Origin of the sequence: Cognataquiflexum aquatile (assembly GCF_003316845.1) — a bacterium.
Lineage (GTDB): Bacteria > Bacteroidota > Bacteroidia > Cytophagales > Cyclobacteriaceae > Cognataquiflexum > Cognataquiflexum aquatile.
The window spans coordinates 201,078-219,994 of sequence record NZ_QMIK01000005.1 but is presented as its reverse complement, the minus strand read 5'-3'; the positions used below and the strand labels follow the sequence as shown (position 1 = coordinate 219,994).

Below are 18,917 nucleotides of genomic sequence, written 5' to 3'. Positions count from 1 at the left end.
GTTGTCTCCCGTTGGTACGATTGTTAAAGTAAAAAAACTTTTAATGGGGGATTGGTCTATTCGATGATTCGAAGCTTCGCAAAGCTAAGTAATAATGTCTTCTCTCCAAAATTATCGAATTGAATGGTTGCTTTTCTGTTAATTCCTTCGGTTTCGATTTTGCTCACAAGTCCAAAACCGAATTTAGGATGCTCCACTTTGGCCCCTTTCCGAAGGTTGTTGGTATTGGAAGGTTTAAAGTCAGGACTTGGGGTATGGATTTTGGCCGTGGTCATCGGTCTTTGACTTTGGTTTTTGATGCCCACAAAACCCGATTTTCCCTCGCTTGACTCATTTCTCAAAGCTCCCGCAAGTGCAGATGTCATCCTTTTATTGACGCGGATGCACATCGGATCGACTTCCTCGAGGAAGCGGCTCGGTTCACAGTTCAGCAACCGACCAAAACGATACCGAGTCAAAGCATAAGTCAGGTACAATTTGTCCATTGCCCGAGTAGAAGCCACATAAAAGAGCCTTCTTTCTTCTTCCAAGTCTTCCCTGCTCTGCATCATCATCTGGGATGGGAAAAGGTCTTCTTCCATGCCCACAACAAAAACCTGCTTGAATTCCAGTCCCTTGGAGGAGTGGATTGTCATCAAAGTGACAGAATCCGTAGTGTCCTTATCCCGATCATTGTCAGTCAGCAGGGCGATTTCCTGAAGGAAAGCCCCTAGGCTTTTTTCGGGATTTTCAGGATTGTCGACATATTCTTTGATCGCATTGAGCAATTCCTGTACGTTTTCATACCGGTTCAGGCCTTCTATGGTTTTGTCCTCATACAAATCCTTCAACAATCCAGATTGTTTGGCAATGCTGGAGGCTGCCTCAAAAGCGTCTTTTCTTTCCACCTCGATCCCAAAACTTTTGATCATCGTGCAGAAATCATCCACAGAATTGGCTGCACGGCCTCCCAAGAAACTGGCTGCATTTTGGATGACATCCCAAAGCGGGATGTCATGTTCATAGGCAGCGACAAGCATTTTTTCGACTGTCGAATCTCCGATTCCTCTTTTGGGATAATTGATGATCCGCTTGAATGCTTCCTCGTCTTCATGGTTGACCACAAAGCGGAGATAGGCCAAAAGGTCTTTGATTTCCTTCCTTTGGTAAAATGACAGACCTCCCACGATTTTGTAGGTAATGTTCATTTTCCTCAAAGCTTCCTCTATGGACCTGGATTGGGAGTTGGTGCGGTAGAGCACAGCAAAGTCGCTGTTGTTGAGTTTTTTATTGTTTTTCTCTTCGAAAATTGTCGTAGCCACCAACCTGCCTTCCTCATTATCCGAACTTGCCTTGATCAGTTCGATCAGGTCACCTTCTGTATTTTTGGTCCAGATGTCTTTTTTTAATTGGGCTTTATTTTTTGCAATGATGCTGTTGGCTGCCTGTACGATATTTTTGGTGGAGCGGTAATTTTGCTCGAGTTTGACGATAAACAGGTCTGGATAATCCTTTTCAAAATTCAGGATATTCTGGATATCCGCGCCGCGAAAGGCATAGATACTCTGCGCATCGTCTCCGACGACACAGATGTTTTGGTGGACCGATGCGAGTTTTTTGGTGATGAGGTATTGGGAGACATTGGTATCCTGAAACTCATCCACCATCACATATTTGAAGCGCTGCTGGTATTTGTTCAGCACATCGAGGTGATCTCTGAAAAGGACATTGGTATTGAAAAGCAAATCGTCAAAATCCATTGCTCCCGAGCGGAAGAGCCGTTTTTGGTAGTTTTTGTAGATTTCTCCCATCCTAGGTTTCATGGCTGCTTCGTCGTCTGCCTTGATGAAGGGATCATTGAGGTAGGTTTCCCAGGCAATCAACCTGTTTTTGGCACCGGAAATCCTCGACAGGACCGTGCTTGGCTTGTACACCTTGTCATCCAGCTTCATTTCTTTGACAATGGTTCTGATCAAAGACTTGCTGTCATCGGTGTCATAGATGGTAAAGTTGGAGGGATAACCGATTTTGTCAGCTTCTACCCGGAGGATTTTCGCAAAAGTGGAGTGAAAAGTGCCCATCCAGGTATTGCGTGCATCGAGTCCGATGAGTTTTTCGATGCGGAGTTTCATTTCCGCAGCGGCTTTGTTGGTAAAAGTAAGGGACAGGATATTGAAAGGATCGACTCCTTTGGCATGGATCAGGTGTGCAATCCGGTAGGTGAGTACCCTTGTCTTTCCTGAACCGGCACCTGCGATGATCATCACCGGGCCATCTGTATGTTCTACTGCTTCTCTTTGGGGGGGATTGAGTCCTTTTAAATAATCCATGCGTCAATTTAATCCAACAAGTCCCAAAGTTAGGGATTTTGAATGGCCAAAGGAAATTAAGTTTACTTCCACCTGTTGTGGCTCCAAAGGTAGATTTCGGGCTGCTCTCGGATTCCTTTTTCTGTAAGTTGGATAAATGCCTCTGTGACACTGTGGGGCAGTGAATCGGTATAGGGTGGTTCACAAACCAATTCGTACGTCATGATGTAATGACCTCTTTTTGGCCTCTTCATATTGCAATAGTAAACTGCATAGCCGTTTCTTTTGGCGAGTTTCTCGGGGCCTTCAAAAAAAGCCGTTTCCCTATTCATAAACTTGGCAGTGTATCTGATATCGGCATTGTCAGGTCTTTGGTCTGCAGCGAGGCCGATACTCCGCGGAACGTTCCTTTTTTCCAGAAAATTTCTTGTGAAGTTTGATTTTTCGACCAATGTTCCACCAAACCTTCCCCGGATATTCATCATGAGAGAATTGAAAAACCCATTGGAGAGTTTGGAATATACGGTCTCCAGTCTGTTATCCAGCAGTGCTTTATAGCCAATTACATACGCTTCCCAATTGATAAAATGTCCACTGACCAAAAGGACAATTTCCCCTCGGTCGACCCTTTCTTTCATAAGATGCCCATTGAGGATGACTATTCTTTTTTCGATTTCCTTCTGACTGATGGTGAAAAACTTCAGTGTTTCGGCAAATGTATCGGTCAGGTTACGGAAGAATTTTTTTGAAATGGCTTTTCTTTCTTTGTCCGATTTTTCTGGGAAAGCATGTAAAAGATTATCAATAATGACTTTTTGTCTGTATTTCAAAACATGGTATCCAAATAGATAGAGAACATCTGTAAACAAATACAGTACCCACAGCGGCAAGTAGGATATCAGTCTGGCTATAATCATGCGAAAGTCAATCGTTATGACAGGTTAAAGGGCAAAGGGAATGTAAATTTCAAAATAAGCCAAAACCGCCGACTTTATTTGAAAATATTAGTGATAAATTCTTCCAATGATTACTTTTGAATCTTATGTCTGAAGTTCAGAGAAAAAAATATTCCGAACAGGAAAAGAGTAAAATCTTCGATCAGGAGTTTATGCCAAACATAGATTCCATGTACAATTTTGCCTACAGGCTGACATTTGACGAGGATGATGCCAAAGATTTGGTGCAAGATACCTATCTCAAAGCTTTTCGGTTTATCAACTCCTTCGAGCAGGGAACCAATGCCAAAGCCTGGCTGTTCCGTATCCTGAAAAATTCCTTCATCAACGATTACCGAAAGAAGAGCAAGCAACCTGCCAAAATTGATTATCAGGAAGTTGAAACTTATTACAATTCAGATGATGTTGATTACAGCAGTACCACCGACCTGCGGGTAGATGCTGTCAAGGACATGCTTGGCGACGAAATATCCAATGCGCTCAACAGTCTGGCAGTGGATTTCAGGACGGTGATCATCCTGTGCGATCTCGAAGGATTCACCTACGAAGAGATGGCCAAAATATTAGATATACCCATTGGCACTGTCAGATCAAGATTGCACAGGGCAAGGAACTTATTGAAAGATCAACTGCGTTCCTATGCATCCACAATGGGATATGGCAATGATGAGGAGGACAACAATCCCGAGTCTGAATATTCAGAATAAAGCGAATTAAATTTAATTTCAGTTTATCAAGTAAGTTTAAAAATGGACGATAATTCTACACCATCCGGAGAAAGGAAGCTTTCATGTTCAGATGTCAGTAAATGTTTTCAACTTTTGGAGAGCATTTTGGACGGGGAGAACATGCCCAATTCAAAGGAAATGCTCAATGAAAAATTGGCCAAATGTGAACCCTGTTTCAAGCATTTCCATTTGGAGCAAGCGATCCGCGATGTTCTAAAAACAAAATGTACCAAACAAACTGTCCCAAGCGAACTTGAGGCCAGCATCAGAGAGATCATCCAGGATAAAAAATAACCCGCCATGTCCTCAGGAAAAGCCATCATTTTTTCAGCCCCATCCGGATCGGGCAAAACCACCATCGTCAGACACCTTTTGAGCAAGTTTCCAAATCTGGGCTTTTCCATATCCGCTTCTACGCGGGATAAAAGAGGCAGAACAGAAGAAAACGGAAAAGATTATTATTTTTTGACACCCGAAGATTTCAAAAATAAAATTGACAACAACGAATTTATCGAGTGGGAAGAAGTCTACGAAGGTAATTTCTATGGAACACTAAAAGAGGAAATCCAAAGGCTTTGGGACGAAGGCAAGCATGTGATCTTTGATGTGGATGTCAAAGGAGGGATCAATCTCAAAAAGTATTTTGGGGAGCAGGCACTTGCGGTTTTTGTCAAAGTTCCTTCATTGGAAGTATTGCATGAAAGACTCAAAGACCGGGGGACAGAATCTGAAGAAAGCCTTTCAAGAAGGCTTTACAAGGCAAAATTTGAGAGTACCTTTCAGGATAGATTCGATGTCATTATCTTAAATGACGAAAAAGAAAAATCTTTTGCTGAGGCGGAGAAGCTGGTAGGGGATTTTCTAGCCAAATAATCATACAGTTATTTTGAAAATAGGATTGTTTTTTGGATCTTTTAATCCTGTTCACATCGGCCATTTGATCATCGCCAATGTGATGCAGGACAGGACTGATTTGGACGAAATCTGGTTTGTTGTCAGTCCGCAGAATCCCTTCAAGAAACAAAATTCATTGTTACATGAATTTGATCGGCTTAAAATGGTAGAGCTCGCCATTGCCGATCATTTTTATTTTAGGGCCTCCGATGTGGAGTTTCACATGCCAAGGCCAAGCTATACCATCGATACACTCACCTACCTTTCCGAAAAGCATCCCAATCATCAATTTCGACTGATCGTCGGAGGGGACAACCTGACACACTTCCACAAATGGAAAAATTTTGAAGTTATCTTGGAGCAGTACGGGCTCTACGTCTATCCCCGTCCGGGAGAGCAACCGGGTTTGACACATCCCAACATCAGGTTTGTAGAGGCGCCACTGATGGATATTTCTGCGACATTTATTCGGGACGCAATCAAAAACGGGAACTCCGTAAGGTATCTTATTCCCCAATCTGTAGAGGATTATATCAGGGATAAGAAGCTGTTTTTGTGATAAATAAATTAGGTAGCCATTTTTTAATTAGGCAAGACTTTCCGACCATAGATTTAGTAAAATTCGATTAAATTTTGTTTTCGGATAATTGATTTTTGCTTAAAAAAAGGCGCTGCATTTTTTCATAACTTATTGACAGATTGTAACTTTCTTATCAAATCGGTAAGAGATATGAAACGGGTCGGAATCTTTTTTATTTTGGTTTTTTTAAGTAGTTGCTTTGAAGATGATTTTTTAATAGAAAATAGAAAAACTATAGGTCATATAAATAATCAGATAGCTTTTTTGGATATGGAACTTCTTGAGGAGAATAAACCAAGTTTTGTTTTGGAATTGCAATCCGGTGGAAAATTTAAGTACCTATCCGTATTGGATGGATTCCTTATTTGTAATGCCATGGTTACGGAAGATTGCATGGGTTGGCATAATGCTTATTTGCAAAACTATATTTCAAAAAATGACTTACTGCCATCTAAAAATTCAGGAAGAAGGTTATGGTTTAGGGTTTCTGGTAATGTAAAGACATTATATAAAAGTGATGATTTTGTGGGAAATCCTTTTGTACTGACAAATGCAGAAAGAATTTTGAGTTGTCCTGTAAATTATCAGGTTGTTGCCGCTCCGGTGCCTTTGATGGACACAGTGTGGAAGATGATAGGATTTGTAGATGATAAAAACAAGGTTTATTCCCATCCTGCTTGTGAATCCCGGATTATTATGACTTTTACCTCAAAACCATTGGATGATTATCCACAAAATTTACCTGATGGGAAAAGAATTGAAGTCCATACCGGGAATTATTTATTTAACCTTACAGGAAGAGCATTGAGCTATTCTGTGATTGAAAATAGTAACAAAATCAGGCTAAAATATTTATCATCCCCTTTTTTTATTCTTGGAGTAAGAAATTATGTGATGCATGATGGGCCTACTACCTTGGAGACAATCCAAAAGTCAGACAGTCTCTTCCTTTTGCTTTCTACAGATACTTTGGATTATGAATTGGAAAATAACATTCTGAAACTCCAAAATTCTAAGAAAAAACTGAACGCGATGTTTGTGGCGAATTGAATTTCATTTTTTTCATAATTATTCATTTCTCTAAAGATTGCGAGCGATATGAAAAGGTTTGCAATACTCATAATAATGGCAATTGCCCTTGGCTGTATCGAAAACGATATTGATGGCGATAGTGGAAAGATTATTGATCAAGTCATTGAGGAAGATACAATTGAAAAAAGAAAAGTTATTGGTCAAATCAATAATGTCGCAGCTTTTCTTTCCGTTGAAAATATTGGCAACAATAAAAAAGGATTTGTTTTTGAATTACAAAAGCCCGGAGAGTTTAAATACCTTTCTGTTTTAGAATCCGATTTAATCTGCGGCGCTTATTCAGAAGAAACTTGTCTTTTTGCCCATCAAGATTATTTGATTCATTTTAACCCGATGTGGTATAGGATTTCGGGAGATGTGAAGGAATTTAATGCGAAAGATGGATTAAGCGGGAATCCTTTTGTACTGACTAAAGCTGAAAGGATTTTGAGTTGTCCGGTCCATTACGAATCGATTCCGGAGGAAGTTCCTTTAATAAATGTTTTATGGAGGTTTATAGGCTTCTTTGATGACTTTGGGACAGTCTACTCACATCCAGCTTGTGAGTACATCGACTTAATAAAATTCACTACAGATTCAACATCTACCCTTAATGGCAAAGTAGAAATACCTTATTATAGTTGGAAGAGTTTTGATTTTGTTAGGAGGTTTTCAATATTATCAGAAAGCAAGAAAATCGCTTTAACATTAATTCCTGTTCCATATGACCCTCCACGGTCACCTAACAGGTCAAGTCCTAAAATGGACAGTCTAGCAAAAGTAATTGATTATGATACCATTGATTATGTATTGGAAAACAATACTCTGAAACTCCTTAATCCTAGAAGTAAGTTGAATGCCATGTTTGTAGCGAATTGATTCTAATCCAAAATCTATCTGATATGAAACGATTTGAAATTTTAGTTTTTTTGGTTTTAATTTTCGGATGCAGTGATTTCGAAGATGAAGGTTATATCCCCACTAAGAATGTGCCACCCCAAAAGGCTGCAGATTTAGTCGAAAGTGATATCAAACGTGAAGGTTACACCCCCATTGAGAAAAGAAAGATCGTAGGCCAGATCAATGATCAGATTGCTTTTTTAGGATTGGAAAGCCGCCAAAACAATCAGTTTGGATTTGTTTTTGAGTTACAAAATGCTGGAGAATTCAAATACCTTTCCGTTTTAGATAAAGGATTAATTTGTGGTTCTGATCCATTGAAAAATTGTTTTAATGTGGAATATGATATGTTTAGAACAGGTATAAAGATGTGGTATAGGATTTCAGGGGATATTAAGGAATTTAGTGCTGGAGACAAATTTGTTGGGAATCCCTTTGTATTGACAAAAGCTGAAAAGATTTTGAGTTGTCCAACCCCTTATGACCTAATACCTGGAGACATACCTTTAGAAAATATATGGTGGAGTTTTATTGGCTTTATTGATGAGAATGGAAAGATTTATTCACATCCTTCTTGCGAGTTTCCTAATACATTAAAATTCAAGACTGATCCAACAGTCAATGCTGATGGGAGCCTTGAAATTCAAACCCTAAATCATAAAAGTTGGGGTTTTAGAAAAATATTTACTATTCTTTTAGAAAGTAATAAAATAGCTATATCAATTGTACCTATTACATATGCTCATCCAATGACTTATGGAATGCATAGTGAAAAAACGGACAGTCTTGTCAAAGTATTTAATGGAAATACCCTTGATTATGTATTGGAAAATAACACTTTGAAACTTTTCAATCCTAAAGCAAAGTTAAATGCCATGTTTGTGGAAAATAAATCCAAATAAGTAACTAAATATGATCCTCTTTTCCGGAAGCTATCTCGTACAATAACTCTCTTGACCTGTGGAGTTGGGCTTTCACTGTTCCAAGTGGTTTGTCCAGTTCCTGTGCGATTTCTTCGTAAGACAACTCATCAAAGTAGCGCAACTCCACCAATTTCCGGTATTTAGCGGGAAGCTTATCCACAAAGATCCTCACCATCTCGATGCGTTGGGATCTGATAAACTCATCTTGTGGATTGTTGTCATCGTCCTCCACGTCAATAGTCACCGAATTGCCGCCATCATCTGTCATGGAGGTATTGAGACTCATGGTTTTGAGTTTCTTTTTCCGGATGAAGTCAATGGTATTGTTGGTAGCTATTCGGAATAGCCAAGTACTGAAAGTATAGTCTTTTTTGAATTTATGGAGGTTTTTGAAAGCCTTGGCAAAAGCTTCCATGGTCAGGTCTTCAGCATCATCCGTGTCCCTGATCATTTTGAGAATCATGAAATAAACAGCCTTTTTGTACCGCTTCATCAGCATGGCATAGGCCTGTTGGTCCAACCCGATAACAGCTTTGTCTATGAGTTCGAAGTCCTCTAGGGCCTTGCTTGAAAATCCTCTTTCGTTTATTTCCATTTAACTTTTTTTGACAGGTACCCCATTGAACCCAGAATCCAAAAATACCCCGTGTACATGACATCGAAAATCAGCGACCAAAAAACCTGGATATTCCCTTCGAGTTTTTTTCTGGCCGAGCGAAATACAGAGGTGATTAATATAGACCGGACAACCATTATACCCATAATAACCAAAATTTGTTCCCAATTTTGATCAATTACAGAAAATATAAGTAATACCAAGCCTGAAACCCAAAACAGAAAATGGGAAAAGGCATACCATCCCACTTTTTGTTTGTTTCCTGTCGAGTAGTATTTTCCGGCGTGAAAGTGTCTTTTCTTTTGGGTGAAATATTCCTCCCAGGTATTTTTTGGTATAGAATAAGTAATGCTGTTCGGGTCAACTACCACAGCCACATTGTTACTGTTGGCGTGAAGGTTTACAAACAGGTCATCGTCCCCGCATTCTATATCCCAAAGCCCTTTAAATGCTTTTTTGGCCATAAAGAAACTCCTTCTATAGCAGAGATTTCGGCCAACTCCCATAAAAGGTGATTTCCACAAAGCAAAAGAAACGTATTGGATGGCAGTCCAGATGGTTTCGAGTTGGATCCATTTGTTAAGAAAGCCAGTTTGTGATTCATATTGAGAAAATCCCAAGGCAAAATCTTTTCCGTCGAGCCTTACAGGTGCTGTCATCAATTCAATCCATTTGTCAGTTTTGGGAGTGCAGTCTGCATCCGTCAAAAGCAGGACGTCGTTTTTGGCAACTTTGATACCTAGAGTCAGCGCATATTTTTTTGGAGTCACATGCCCCGGGGTATAATTGACAGTGACAGTTCTTAATTTTGGATAAATCGCCATCAATTGTTCAAGGACTTTTTTGGTGCCATCAAAGGACCTGTCATTGATGACCATCACGTCAAAGTTGGGGTAATCCTGTTGGAAAAGCAGCGGGATGATTTTTTTAAGGTTTGACCGCTCATTATGGGCGGCGATAACCACGGTCACCGGTTCTTTTTCAGAGGAAGGTGTTTCAGTTTTCTTTTTATAAAAAAATGCGAATCGACCGAATAGTATCAGCAGGTAAAATAATTGTATGGCAAGGCTGACAAAAAAAACGATCCACAAAATTTGTATAAACATCCGCTTGTTATTGTGGGGCAAATATAAAATCAAATTGAGCATTCATTTAAGAATAAGCTTATATTTTTGTGATTCAAAAAATGAAAAGGCAGCTCCGGTACAGGTTTGAAGCCGGAGGTGAATTCACAAAGAATGAAGTTTAAGTTAGAAGCTACCGACTCTGAAAGCAAAGCGAGGGCGGGATTACTCAAAACAGACCATGGGGACATCGAAACCCCGATTTTTATGCCTGTCGGTACGGCGGGTTCGGTCAAGGCCGTACATCAGCGGGAACTCATGTACGATATCAAGGCACAGATAATCCTTGGAAATACCTACCATCTGTACCTGAGACCGGGATTGGATATTCTCAAAAAAGCCGGTGGCCTTCATAAATTCAACGGATGGAACAAGCCTATCCTGACGGATTCCGGCGGATATCAGGTTTTTTCTTTGGCAGCCAATAGAAAGCTGACCGAAGAAGGAGCCATCTTCAAGTCACATATTGACGGTTCCAAACATACCTTTACACCCGAAGGTGTGATGGATATCCAGCGGATCATCGGGGCAGATATCATCATGGCTTTTGACGAATGCCCTCCCTACCCATGTGATTACACGTATGCGCGCAAGTCCATGGACCTGACACACCGGTGGCTGAAAAGATGCATCGAGAGATTTGACAATACGGAAGGAGTGTATGGGTATAACCAGACGCTTTTCCCGATTATCCAGGGCAGTGTTTTCAAAGATCTGAGAAAACAATCAGCGGAGTTTGTCGCTTCTTGCGAAATGGAAGGCAATGCCATTGGGGGACTTTCGGTAGGAGAACCGGTGGAAATGATGTACGAAATGACTGATATGGTCACGGATATTCTCCCAAAAGACAAACCGAGATACCTGATGGGAGTAGGTACACCTGCCAATATCCTTGAAGGAATCGCCTTGGGCATCGATATGTTTGACTGTGTGATGCCGACGCGCAATGCAAGAAACGGCATGCTCTTTACCTCGGAAGGAATCATCAATATCAAAAATGAAAGGTGGAAAGACGATTTCAGTCCGATCGATCCAAATATCAATTCTTACGTAAGTACATTTTATTCCAAAGCCTATCTGCGACACCTTGTGATCGGCAAGGAAATACTTGCAGCACAGATTGCGAGCATCCATAATCTGGCTTTTTACCTTTGGCTTGTAGGACAGGCAAGGGAAAAAATTAAGTCAGGTGGATTTTTGGCTTGGAAAAATGAGATGGTAGAAAAAGTAAGCAGAAGGTTATAAACATGAAAATTCTCGACAAGCTCATCATCAAAGATTTTCTCAAAACCTACTTCTTCGTGGTTTTGATGCTGATCATGATTGTATTGGTGTTGGACTTCACCGAGAAAAACGATGCTTTTATCCGAAATAAAGTGCCTGCCAAAGACATCCTGAGATACTTGGGTAACTATGGGCTTTACCTCAATAACCTCCTGACTCCGATCACTGTCTTTATTTCTGTCATTTTCATCACTTCCAAAATGGCCGGACGAACGGAGATCATCGCCATTTTGAGCAGCGGTACGAGCTTTGTAAGGATGCTTTTCCCTTTTCTTTTTTCAGCTTCCATGATCGGAATTGTGAGTTTCCTCATGAATGGATGGATCCTTCCCGGAGCGACTGCGGGGGTGACAGAATTTAAGTCAAGGTGGCTGGAAGAGGACAAGTTTTTTACCCAGCAAAATATCCATATCAAGGTAGCTCCGGACGTGTATGCTTATATCTCCCGGTACTATACTTCCGGCAACACCGGATATAATTTTACTCTGGAAGAAATCCGGGAGGGGAAATTGATTGCCAAGCTATCCGCAGACCGGATCGTCTGGGATACTGCTATGAATACCTGGTCAGCAAAAAACTGGAGAATGAGGGTTCTCCATGAAGAAGGAGAGCATTATACTGTTGGCGAGTCTTTGGATACCTTGTTGTCCATCACGCCCAATGACTTTGACCTTCCGATCAATCATCACGAGACCCTGAAACTTCCCGCCCTCAACCGACAGATCAAGGTACTAGAAGAAAGGGGAGCTGACAATGTTAATTTTTATAAGATTGAAAAATACGTCCGCTTTATGTCACCTTTTGCGGCAGTGATCCTGACATTTATAGGGGTGATAGTTTCTTCCAAAAAGACCCGTGGAGGATCGGGTTTTCAGATCGCATTGGGATTCATGTTGGCCTTTGTGTACATCATTCTCTTTTTGCTTTCAAGGACTTTTGCAGAGGCAGGGACAACTTATCCGATTCTAGCCGTATGGATTCCGAATTTTGTTTTTGCTGCCACAGGATTGGTTTTGTATAAAACTGTACCAAGGTAATATGACAGAAAATGCATCTGTGAAGGATTACCTCATGCTTCATTTTATCGTGGCAATCTGGAGCATTACTGCCATTCTCGGGATATTGATCAGTATCGCTTCCATTGAATTGGTGTTTTACAGGACGCTTATTGCTTCTGCCATGTTGGGACTTATTTTCCTTTGGAAAAAAACTTCCATTAGGGTCTCCAAATCCGAGCTGATCAAAATCATCGGCACAGGCTTCCTTATTTCTATCCATTGGATTCTGTTTTTCTGGGCGGCAAGGGTTTCTACGGCTTCAGTTTGCTTGGCAGGGATGGCGACGACTTCTCTTTGGACGGCATTTCTCGAGCCAATAATCAACAAGAAAAAGATCAAAGGATTTGAAGTTTTTTTGGGACTACTGGTGATATCGGGGATTTATGTGATTTTCAGATTTGAGTGGGGATATTGGTTGGGATTGTCGATGGCGATCGGTGCGGCGCTGATGGGGGCATTGTTTTCGGTCATCAACGGAAGGCTTACCAAAAGACACAGTCCATATGTCCTGACATTCTATGAGATGCTTGGAGCCTGTGTTTTTGCATTCATGATGCTTCCGGTCTATGCTTTTTTCTTTGCCGAAAATGGGCTTCAGCTCATCCCTGCACCGATGGATTGGTTGTGGTTGTTGATTTTGAGTGGAATCTGTACGGTATACGCCTTTTCTGTTTCGGTTGAACTGATGCGGAGGATTACCGCTTTTGCAGTCAACCTGACCGTGAATCTTGAGCCTGTCTATGGAATTATCCTTGCGGTGTTGATATTGGGAGAAAGGGAAAAAATGACACCGGGATTCTATTACGGGACGGTGATTATCTTGATTTCAGTGCTGATCTATCCGATATATAATTACATTTTAAAAAGGAGAATGGCCAAGAGAATGTTGGGATCTTAGCCCAACAGGGGGAGATTTCCCAAGGTCGTCGTGCTTTTTAAGTACAAATTCCTGACTTTACGGGAATGTAATCCTTTAAAGTTATGAATTTACGGGAATATAATCCTTTAAAGTTAATAGCTTGAATTCGAGCCTTCACCGAGTCAGAATCCTCACTGACTTTCCTGCATTTATGGGGTTTCTCCAATTGGAAAATGGAGTCAAGCCAAGGGCAAGGGAAAATCCCATTTCAATTTACAACACTCCTTCAAAAACGAAATATTCCTTGTCCCATTCTTTTGCCTCAGGCTTGTTGTCAAACAATCCAAAAACCGTAGAACCTGAACCGGACATCGCGGCATAGTATGCACCCATGTCATACAAGGATTTTTTGATAGCTGCCAATTCAGGATATTGGGGAAAGATGCTTATCTCAAAATCATTTTGCAGTTCGGTTTTCCAAACAGTTTTGTCCTTTAGGATTTTGGCAAGGTCCTTCTCCGGTTTTGTGGGAATTACTCCTGCATACGCTTCTTTGGTGCCGATATGGATGGGAGGCTTGACGAGCAATAGGTGGTTTCCTTTGATGTCTACTTCGACAGGTTCCATGATTTCGCCTCTCCCGGTTGCGATTTTTGGGGTATTGTCGATAAAAAAAGCGCAGTCACTTCCAAGCTGTGCTGCATAGTCTTCCAAAAACCAGTTTTCCAGATGCAGGTCAAAAATGTTGTTCATCAGCGTCAGCGCAAAAGCAGCATCAGCAGAACCTCCCCCCAATCCCGCCCCCATGGGGATATTTTTGTGCAGATGGATATGGACATTTGGTAGGTCATTGAAATCTTTCCTCAACAATTTCAAGGCTTTCAAGATCAGGTTATCTTTCCCCTCTCCGGGAATGGAAAGTCCGGAAGTATCAAACACCGTTTTATTTGACAGGATCATTTCCAAGGCATCATACAGCGGGATAGGGACCATGCAGGTTTCTATGTCATGGTAACCGTCTTTCCTCTTGGCGGTGATGTGAAGTCCTAGGTTGATCTTGGCATTTGGAAATGAAATCATGAGAGAAAATAGGTTTTGTTGGTTTTTGAATCGAATTTTTCAGCTTTGAAATTAGAATTTAAAATTGGATTTGCTGATTCCTTCTCCACTTAGGGTGATGAATTTTTTGGTATTCTGACAAATTGTGAAAATAAGGTTCCCGATTCGGTTACGTTGTTTTTTTTGCTCGTCGGGGGTTGAATAGTAATTATCCATATCCATTGTTGAATTTGATACCTGATTATTTTTCTTTTGAAAAAAATTCAAAAAAATTAACTTTTGGTTAGTGATATGTGAAATCAATACATTCTTTTGATTTGTGAATAAATATGAGTCTAGGATAGGTAAAAGTTTTACATATGTCCATTTTGCCAAATAAAATACTATACATAAAACTTTTTCATTCATTATAAATATATGTTTGGCATAAAAAATGAAATTAAATATTGTATCTCTGGAAATAGAGGTTTAATATTGTAGCACGTTAGCCAAACAAAAAAGAACCACACCACATGTTTCAAATAGTCACTCCTCTAAGCTTTATTATTCTCATTTGTAATAAACACTGAGGCACCTGACATATTTGACCTACAACCATACAATGTTAAGTGCCTCAGATGATGGGGCACTTTTTTTATAAACCTATTAAACCAACCTGAAGTAACCATGAGTTTGAAAAAACACAGTTGGGAAATCAGTCAGAATGAAGAACATCCCGCAGGAAAAGCCATGCTATATGCCACGGGAATGTCTGATAAACAGATGAACCAGCCCTTTGTAGGGATAGCGAGTTGTGGCTATGAAAGTAACCCCTGCAATATGCACCTCAATGACTTTGCCGGTCTGATCAAGGAAGCTACAAGAGCTCATGGTCTGACCGGTTTGGTTTTTAATACCATCGGGATTTCTGATGGAATTTCTATGGGAACCTCCGGGATGCGGTATTCATTGGTGTCGAGAGAGATCATTGCCGATTCCATTGAATCCTTTATCCTTGGCCATTCTTTTGACGCTTGTGTCGCCGTGGCCGGCTGTGATAAAAACATGCCGGGAGCCATCATGGGGATGTTAAGGATCAACAGGCCATCGATCATGGTCTATGGGGGGACTATCCGTTCCGGAAATTACAAAGGGGAAAAACTGAACATTGTATCCGCCTTTGAGGCCTATGGCAAAAGGGTAAAGGGTGAACTCAGCGATCAGGATTATCAGGGAGTGATTGAGAATGCCTGTCCGGGTGCCGGCGCCTGTGGTGGGATGTATACCGCCAATACCATGTCCTCAGCCATTGAAGCAATGGGCATGTCTTTGCCATACAGTTCATCGACTCCCGCCACTGCCGATGAAAAAATGGCTGAGTGCAGGGATATTTCCAAATACATCTCCATCCTCTTGGAAAAAGATATCAAGCCGAAGGATATCGTCACCAAGAAAAGCCTTGAAAACGCAGTCCGGGTGGCAGTTGCCCTTGGAGGAAGTACCAATGCTGTATTACATATTTTAGCTATTGCCAAAACAGCAGGAGTGGATTTTACGCTTGCAGATTTCGAAAGAGTAAACCAGGCGACTCCATTGTTGGGTGATTTCAAGCCTTCCGGAAAATTTCTCATGGAAGATCTTTTTGAGCAGGGAGGACTTCCTGCATTTATGAAATATTTATTGAATAATGGCATGCTTCATGGCGACTGTATGACAGTTACCGGAAAAACCATTGCAGAAAATCTTGCTGACATTGAGCCTGTGGTGCCATCGATGGTCAATGTAATCCATCCTTTAGAAACGCCTTTGAAAGAGACAGGGCACCTTTGTATTTTGAAAGGCAACCTTGCACCCGAGGGAGCTGTTGCCAAAATCACAGGTAAAGAAGGAAAATCCTTTACAGGTCCTGCCCATGTTTTTGATTCTGAATTGGAAGCCAACGAGGGGATCAAAAATAAATTGGTCAATAAAGGAGAAGTTATCGTCATCCGCTATATCGGCCCAAAAGGCGGTCCGGGAATGCCTGAAATGCTGAAGCCTACCTCCATGATTATCGGTGCAGGATTGGGTTCAGATGTTGCTTTGATTACTGATGGAAGGTTCTCAGGTGGAACACACGGGTTTGTGGTTGGACATGTGACTCCCGAGGCATATTCCGGTGGACCTATTGGTCTTCTTCAAAACGGTGACATTATCACCATTGATGCGGACTCCCTGACTTTGAGCTGTGCGGTCAGTGATGCTGAAATGGCGGAAAGGAAGAAGCATTGGAAAAATAAGGATTTGAGTGACCTGCAGGGTACACTAAAAAAATACAATAAACTCGTGTCCTCCGCATCGGAAGGATGTGTGACAGACAAGTAATTTTAAATTATCCAATTCTATGATTAGAGGAGCAGACATCGTAGTGAGATCCTTGATCGCCGAAAATGCAGAATTCATCTTCGGTTATCCCGGTGGAGCAATTATGCCGGTTTATGATGCTTTGTATGATTATAGCGATCAGATCAAGCATGTGCTGACACGTCACGAGCAGGGAGCAATCCATGCTGCGCAGGGTTATGCGCGGGTTTCCGGAAATGTTGGAGTCGTGCTTGCGACTTCAGGTCCTGGTGCTACCAACCTGATCACAGGTCTGGCTGATGCTCAGATCGACAGCACTCCTCTAGTCTGCATTACAGGGCAGGTAGCGGCCCACCTTTTGGGTTCAGATGCTTTTCAGGAGACTGACGTGATCGGGCTATCTATGCCCGGTACCAAATGGAATATTCAGGTCCGAAGGGTGGAGGATATTGCTCCTGCCATTGCCAAGGCATTTCATATTGCTAAGACAGGTAGGCCTGGACCAGTACTGGTGGACATCACCAAAAACGCTCAGGTTGAGTTCGGTGAATTCAATTATGAACCTTGTTTCGGGATAAGGTCCTACAGACCTTATGTCAAGATCAATCCTACAGCCATAGCCGCTGCAGCCCAATTGATCAATGATGCAAAAAGACCTTATGTGCTTTACGGACAAGGTGTCATCCTTGCCAATGCTGAAAAAGAGCTAAAAGAATTTTTGGATAAATCAGGAATACCGGCAGCCTCCACGCTTCTTGGCTCGGGTGCCCTTTCACAGGATCATCCTTCCTATGTCGGCAAACTTGGGATGCATGGCAACTACGCACCGAATCTTCTGACCAACCAATGTGATGTGCTGATTGCCATCGGGATGAGGTTTGATGACAGAGTTACCGGTGACTTGAAGCGGTATGCAAAGCAAGCCCAAGTTGTCCATCTGGAATTGGATCCATCGGAGATTGATAAAAATGTAAAATGCGCAGTTCCTGTTTTGGGGGATTGCAAGCAAAGCTTACCCTTGTTGACCGATGCGGTCAACTCCAATACCCATCATGAGTGGTTTGAAAAATTCAGGGAATTGGACAAAGAGGAAAAAGCAGCCGTCATGTCCTACGACCTGGAATCTACCCATGGTGGCTTGCATATGGGAGAAGTCATCCAATTGATCAATCAGTTCAAGGATGAAAACGCCATTCTCGTGACGGACGTAGGTCAGCACCAAATGATCTCCTGGAGGTATTTTAATTACAAAGAATCAAGAACCCAAGTCACTTCAGGTGGTCTGGGTACAATGGGATTTGCACTTCCTGCAGCTTTGGGAGCGCAGTTACATGATTTCAAAAGACAGGTAATCTGTGTGGTTGGGGACGGAGGGATTCAGATGACCATCCAGGAATTTGGAACCATCATGCAGACCAAAGCACCTGTCAAAGTAGTCCTTCTTAACAACAATTACCTTGGAATGGTAAGGCAGTGGCAGCAGCTTTTCTTTGATAAAAGGTATTCTTTTACAGAACTTGAAAATCCTGATTTTATCAAAATAGCTGAAGCCTACAAACTCAGAGCAGTGAAAGTGACAGAGAGACACGAGTTGAAGGAGGCAGTTGCCCAAATGATTTTGCATGAAGGACCGTTTTTCCTTGAAGTTGTCGTGGAGAAAGAAGACAACGTGTTTCCGATGATTGCGACCGGCTGCTCGGTTGAAGAGGTAAGGTTAAGCTAGGAATGAAACTGAATTTATGAACCGATATACCATATTAGTATATACCGAAAATTTTATAGGGATACTTAACCGTATCACTATCATTTTCACCAGAAGAGGAATAAATATTGATGCGTTGACAGCATCGGAAAGCCGCTTGGATGGTATCCATAAAATCACCATTGAGGTCACCGTGACCGATGACCAAATCAAACAGCTTTCAAAACAGATCGAAAAAGTAGTGGATGTGATCAAGGTGTATTACTTCATGGATCATGAAGTAGTATATCAGGAAATCGCATTGTACAAAATCCCGATCGAGAGTTTGGATCCAAGCCTTGAGAAAGTCATCAGGCAATTCAATGCCCATATCATTGCGGCAGAAAAAGAATTTGTAGTCTTGGAATTTACAGGTCACAAAGAAGATACCCAGGCATTGTTAGAAATTCTAAAACCATTCAACCTGTTGGAATTTGCCCGTTCGGGAAGGGTGGCGATCGCCAAACCCAAATTTTCCATCACAGAATATTTAAATAATCAAACCTAATTTATC

Annotated in this window: 18 protein-coding genes; 13 read left to right on the top strand and 5 right to left on the bottom strand. The window is 41.5% G+C overall.

Going from position 1 to position 18,917, the window contains the following annotated elements:
- Nucleotides 1-56: 56 nt before the first annotated feature.
- Together DQW11_RS16120 and DQW11_RS16115 are read right to left on the bottom strand one after the other, a co-directional pair.
- Nucleotides 57-2,309, bottom strand: coding sequence for an ATP-dependent helicase (locus DQW11_RS16120; RefSeq protein ID WP_113925132.1), 2,253 nt, complete (start codon nucleotides 2,307-2,309; stop codon nucleotides 57-59).
- Between the two features lie 62 nt (nucleotides 2,310-2,371).
- A complete protein-coding gene (locus DQW11_RS16115; protein WP_113925131.1) occupies nucleotides 2,372-3,205 on the bottom strand; it encodes a lysophospholipid acyltransferase family protein in 834 nt (277 codons plus the stop codon).
- Between the two features lie 125 nt (nucleotides 3,206-3,330).
- Here DQW11_RS16115 and DQW11_RS16110 point away from each other — a divergent pair, with 125 nt between their 5' ends.
- The 7 genes from DQW11_RS16110 to DQW11_RS16080 all read left to right on the top strand — a co-directional run bounded on the left by DQW11_RS16110 (nucleotide 3,331) and on the right by DQW11_RS16080 (nucleotide 8,319).
- The gene (locus tag DQW11_RS16110; protein ID WP_113925130.1) at nucleotides 3,331-3,951 is read left to right on the top strand and encodes a sigma-70 family RNA polymerase sigma factor; all 621 of its coding nucleotides are present in this window, start codon (nucleotides 3,331-3,333) and stop codon (nucleotides 3,949-3,951) included.
- A gap of 42 nt (nucleotides 3,952-3,993) precedes the next feature.
- Nucleotides 3,994-4,266: a mycothiol system anti-sigma-R factor gene (locus DQW11_RS16105; protein ID WP_113925129.1), complete on the top strand. Its 273-nt coding sequence runs from the start codon at nucleotides 3,994-3,996 to the stop codon at nucleotides 4,264-4,266.
- Nucleotides 4,267-4,272: 6 nt separating this feature from the next.
- Nucleotides 4,273-4,845, top strand: a complete 573-nt coding sequence (gmk, locus tag DQW11_RS16100; RefSeq protein ID WP_113925128.1) for a guanylate kinase — start codon at nucleotides 4,273-4,275, stop codon at nucleotides 4,843-4,845.
- Nucleotides 4,846-4,858: 13 nt separating this feature from the next.
- On the top strand, nucleotides 4,859-5,425 hold the full coding sequence (nadD, locus tag DQW11_RS16095; protein ID WP_113925127.1) for a nicotinate (nicotinamide) nucleotide adenylyltransferase: 567 nt from the start codon (nucleotides 4,859-4,861) through the stop codon (nucleotides 5,423-5,425).
- Nucleotides 5,426-5,716: 291 nt separating this feature from the next.
- Nucleotides 5,717-6,496 carry a hypothetical protein gene (locus DQW11_RS16090; RefSeq protein ID WP_157966129.1) on the top strand — a complete coding sequence of 260 codons (780 nt, stop codon included), beginning with the start codon at nucleotides 5,717-5,719 and terminating at the stop codon, nucleotides 6,494-6,496.
- Nucleotides 6,497-6,544: 48 nt separating this feature from the next.
- A complete protein-coding gene (locus DQW11_RS16085; protein ID WP_113925125.1) occupies nucleotides 6,545-7,396 on the top strand; it encodes a hypothetical protein in 852 nt (283 codons plus the stop codon).
- A 23-nt stretch (nucleotides 7,397-7,419) separates the two neighbouring features.
- Entirely contained in the window at nucleotides 7,420-8,319 is a 900-nt protein-coding gene (locus tag DQW11_RS16080; RefSeq protein WP_113925124.1) for a hypothetical protein, read from the top strand.
- Nucleotides 8,320-8,323: 4 nt separating this feature from the next.
- Here the strand turns inward: DQW11_RS16080 and DQW11_RS16075 are convergent, their stop codons facing one another.
- A complete protein-coding gene (locus tag DQW11_RS16075; protein ID WP_113925123.1) occupies nucleotides 8,324-8,935 on the bottom strand; it encodes an RNA polymerase sigma factor in 612 nt (203 codons plus the stop codon).
- Nucleotides 8,926-10,062 carry a glycosyltransferase gene (locus tag DQW11_RS16070; RefSeq protein ID WP_113925291.1) on the bottom strand — a complete coding sequence of 379 codons (1,137 nt, stop codon included), beginning with the start codon at nucleotides 10,060-10,062 and terminating at the stop codon, nucleotides 8,926-8,928. The genes DQW11_RS16075 and DQW11_RS16070 overlap by 10 nt, the downstream gene beginning before the upstream one ends.
- Nucleotides 10,063-10,194: 132 nt before the next feature.
- Between DQW11_RS16070 and tgt the strand changes: the two genes are divergently transcribed.
- Genes tgt through DQW11_RS16055 form a run of 3 tightly spaced genes read left to right on the top strand, consistent with a single transcriptional unit; the run spans nucleotide 10,195 to nucleotide 13,320 of the window.
- Nucleotides 10,195-11,325, top strand: coding sequence for a tRNA guanosine(34) transglycosylase Tgt (tgt, locus tag DQW11_RS16065; protein WP_113925122.1), 1,131 nt, complete (start codon nucleotides 10,195-10,197; stop codon nucleotides 11,323-11,325).
- A 2-nt stretch (nucleotides 11,326-11,327) separates the two neighbouring features.
- Nucleotides 11,328-12,401, top strand: a complete 1,074-nt coding sequence (locus tag DQW11_RS16060) for an LptF/LptG family permease (protein ID WP_113925121.1) — start codon at nucleotides 11,328-11,330, stop codon at nucleotides 12,399-12,401.
- Nucleotide 12,402: 1 nt separating this feature from the next.
- Nucleotides 12,403-13,320 carry a DMT family transporter gene (locus tag DQW11_RS16055; protein WP_113925120.1) on the top strand — a complete coding sequence of 306 codons (918 nt, stop codon included), beginning with the start codon at nucleotides 12,403-12,405 and terminating at the stop codon, nucleotides 13,318-13,320.
- A 234-nt stretch (nucleotides 13,321-13,554) separates the two neighbouring features.
- Here DQW11_RS16055 and ispE read toward each other — a convergent pair whose 3' ends face one another.
- Entirely contained in the window at nucleotides 13,555-14,361 is an 807-nt protein-coding gene (gene ispE / locus DQW11_RS16050; protein ID WP_113925119.1) for a 4-(cytidine 5'-diphospho)-2-C-methyl-D-erythritol kinase, read from the bottom strand.
- Between the two features lie 645 nt (nucleotides 14,362-15,006).
- On the opposite strand from ispE, the gene ilvD reads away from it, so the two are divergent.
- The 3 genes from ilvD to ilvN are packed head-to-tail and all read left to right on the top strand — an operon-like array spanning nucleotide 15,007 to nucleotide 18,911.
- Nucleotides 15,007-16,683, top strand: coding sequence for a dihydroxy-acid dehydratase (gene ilvD, locus DQW11_RS16040; protein WP_113925117.1), 1,677 nt, complete (start codon nucleotides 15,007-15,009; stop codon nucleotides 16,681-16,683).
- 19 nt (nucleotides 16,684-16,702) lie between these two features.
- Nucleotides 16,703-18,385: a biosynthetic-type acetolactate synthase large subunit gene (ilvB, locus tag DQW11_RS16035; protein WP_113925116.1), complete on the top strand. Its 1,683-nt coding sequence runs from the start codon at nucleotides 16,703-16,705 to the stop codon at nucleotides 18,383-18,385.
- Nucleotides 18,386-18,401: 16 nt separating this feature from the next.
- Nucleotides 18,402-18,911: an acetolactate synthase small subunit gene (gene ilvN, locus DQW11_RS16030; protein ID WP_113925115.1), complete on the top strand. Its 510-nt coding sequence runs from the start codon at nucleotides 18,402-18,404 to the stop codon at nucleotides 18,909-18,911.
- The last annotated feature ends 6 nt before the right edge of the window (nucleotides 18,912-18,917 follow it).